The 2,678-nt window shown below is 54.9% G+C and carries 2 tRNA genes and 2 rRNA genes (1 of these 4 cut by a window edge); all 4 read left to right on the top strand.

The window, feature by feature from the left end:
- Window positions 1-129 precede the first annotated feature (129 nt).
- Window positions 130-1,665, top strand: a 16S ribosomal RNA gene (locus AB4090_RS14770).
- A gap of 50 nt (window positions 1,666-1,715) precedes the next feature.
- Window positions 1,716-1,792: transfer RNA gene (locus tag AB4090_RS14765), tRNA-Ile, on the top strand.
- A 3-nt stretch (window positions 1,793-1,795) separates the two neighbouring features.
- Window positions 1,796-1,871 (top strand) — tRNA-Ala (locus AB4090_RS14760).
- 240 nt (window positions 1,872-2,111) lie between these two features.
- Window positions 2,112-2,678: ribosomal RNA gene (locus tag AB4090_RS14755) — 23S ribosomal RNA — on the top strand (it continues 2,318 nt past the right edge of the window).
- The 16S and 23S rRNA genes sit together here with 2 tRNA genes alongside, the layout of an rRNA operon.

Raw genomic sequence — 2,678 nt, 5'->3', positions numbered from 1 at the left:
AACCGAGTGGAGATGTGTGGGGTTTAGGCCCTAAGCATTATGTAGGTGTTTGCTGGTGACTGGTAGGCGCGAGCCTGTTTAGTGGCTGGTAGATGTCTAGATGATGTGAAGTTTTTGAATTGTTGGATTGAACGTAAGAGTTTGATCCTGGCTCAGATTGAACGCTGGCGGCATGCCTAACACATGCAAGTCGAACGGCAGCACGGGCTTCGGCCTGGTGGCGAGTGGCGGACGGGTGAGTAATGCGTAGGAATCTGTCCAATAGTTTGGGACAACCCAGGGAAACTTGGGCTAATACCGGATACGTCCTGAGGGAGAAAGCGGGGGATCTTCGGACCTCGTGCTATTGGAGGGGCCTACGTTCGATTAGCTAGTTGGTAGGGTAAAGGCCTACCAAGGCGACGATCGATAGCTGGTCTGAGAGGACGATCAGCCACACTGGGACTGAGACACGGCCCAGACTCCTACGGGAGGCAGCAGTGGGGAATTTTTCGCAATGGGGGCAACCCTGACGAAGCAATGCCGCGTGAATGAAGAAGGCCTTCGGGTTGTAAAGTTCTTTCGTGGGAGACGAAAAGGTAATCGCTAATATCGGTTACTGTTGACGTGAACCCAAGAAGAAGCACCGGCTAACTCCGTGCCAGCAGCCGCGGTAATACGGAGGGTGCGAGCGTTAATCGGAATCACTGGGCGTAAAGGGCGCGTAGGCGGTTGGTTACGTCTGCCGTGAAATCCCCGGGCTCAACCTGGGAATGGCGGTGGAAACGGGCTGACTAGAGTATGGGAGAGGGTGATGGAATTCCAGGTGTAGCGGTGAAATGCGTAGAGATCTGGAGGAACATCAGTGGCGAAGGCGGTCACCTGGCCCAATACTGACGCTGAGGCGCGAAAGCGTGGGGAGCAAACAGGATTAGATACCCTGGTAGTCCACGCCCTAAACGATGGATACTAGATGTTTGGTGCCTTAGGTGCTGAGTGTCGTAGCTAACGTGATAAGTATCCCGCCTGGGAAGTACGGCCGCAAGGTTAAAACTCAAAGGAATTGACGGGGGCCCGCACAAGCGGTGGAGCATGTGGTTTAATTCGATGCAACGCGCAGAACCTTACCTGGGCTTGACATCCAGAGAATCCTGCAGAGATGTGGGAGTGCCTTCGGGAACTCTGAGACAGGTGCTGCATGGCTGTCGTCAGCTCGTGTCGTGAGATGTTGGGTTAAGTCCCGCAACGAGCGCAACCCTTGTCCCTAGTTGCCAGCGGTTCGGCCGGGCACTCTAGGGAGACTGCCGGTGACAAACCGGAGGAAGGTGGGGATGACGTCAAGTCCTCATGGCCTTTATGTCCAGGGCTACACACGTGCTACAATGGCGCGTACAGAGGGAAGCGAGACCGCGAGGTGGAGCAGACCCCAGAAAGCGCGCCGTAGTTCGGATTGCAGTCTGCAACTCGACTGCATGAAGTCGGAATCGCTAGTAATCGCGGATCAGCATGCCGCGGTGAATACGTTCCCGGGCCTTGTACACACCGCCCGTCACACCATGGGAGTGGATTGTACCAGAAGCAGCTAGCCTAACCTTCGGGGGGGCGGTTACCACGGTATGGTTCATGACTGGGGTGAAGTCGTAACAAGGTAGCCGTAGGGGAACCTGCGGCTGGATCACCTCCTTTAAAGAGACAGGGTATCTAGACCCCACACACGCCACTCGGTAGAAAGACTTGGGCCTATAGCTCAGCTGGCTAGAGCACACGACTGATAATCGTGAGGTCAGTGGTTCGAGTCCACTTGGGCCCACCAAATGGGGCTGTAGCTCAGCTGGGAGAGCACCTGCTTTGCAAGCAGGGGGTCACCGGTTCGATCCCGGTCAGCTCCACCAGATTGCTGGTGGGGAGTTTGCTCTGGAAGGGGTAGGCGGAAGTAGAGAGGTAGCGGTAAGAGGTAGGAAGTAAAAAGCGGCAAAAAGAAGTGGGTAGGTAGTGGAGAAGGGATAGAGGGTCTCTTGTGCACTACGTATCGAGAGGTACGGTAGTATTGTTCTTTGAAAACGGAAGAAGGGAAGGCCCGTTGCACGGTTCTGGGACTGTGTAGCGATTTCGCAAGGTATTGCGGGATATATGGTCAAGTGAATAAGGGCATACGGTGGATGCCTTGGCGGAAACAGGCGATGAAGGACGTGGATACCTGCGAAAAGCCTCGGGGAGCTGGTAAACGAGCTTTGATCCGGGGATGTCCGAATGGGGAAACCCGGCCCGTAAGGGTCATTGCTGATGGAATTCATAGAGTCAGCAAAGCGAACGCGGTGAACTGAAACATCTCAGTAGCTGCAGGAACAGAAATCAACCGAGATTCCCGTAGTAGCGGCGAGCGAACCGGGAGCAGCCATCATGAGATAGCACAAAGCTTAGGAGAACGATCTGGGAAGGTCGGCCGCAGTGGGTGAGAGCCCCGTATCTAAAAAGCATTGTGTGGTACTAGGCATGAGACAAGTAGGGCGGGACACGTGGAATCCTGTCTGAAGATGGGGGGACCATCCTCCAAGGCTAAATACTCGTTTCCGACCGATAGTGAACCAGTACCGTGAGGGAAAGGCGAAAAGAACCCCGGAGAGGGGAGTGAAATAGATCCTGAAACCGTATGCCTACAAGCAGTGGGAGCCCCTACGGGGGTGACTGCGTACCTTTTG

Source organism: Acidithiobacillus sp. IBUN Pt1247-S3 (assembly GCF_041146875.1).
Lineage (GTDB): Bacteria > Pseudomonadota > Gammaproteobacteria > Acidithiobacillales > Acidithiobacillaceae > Igneacidithiobacillus.
Note: the sequence above shows the minus strand (reverse complement) of the source record. Positions and strands in the feature narration are given on the sequence as shown.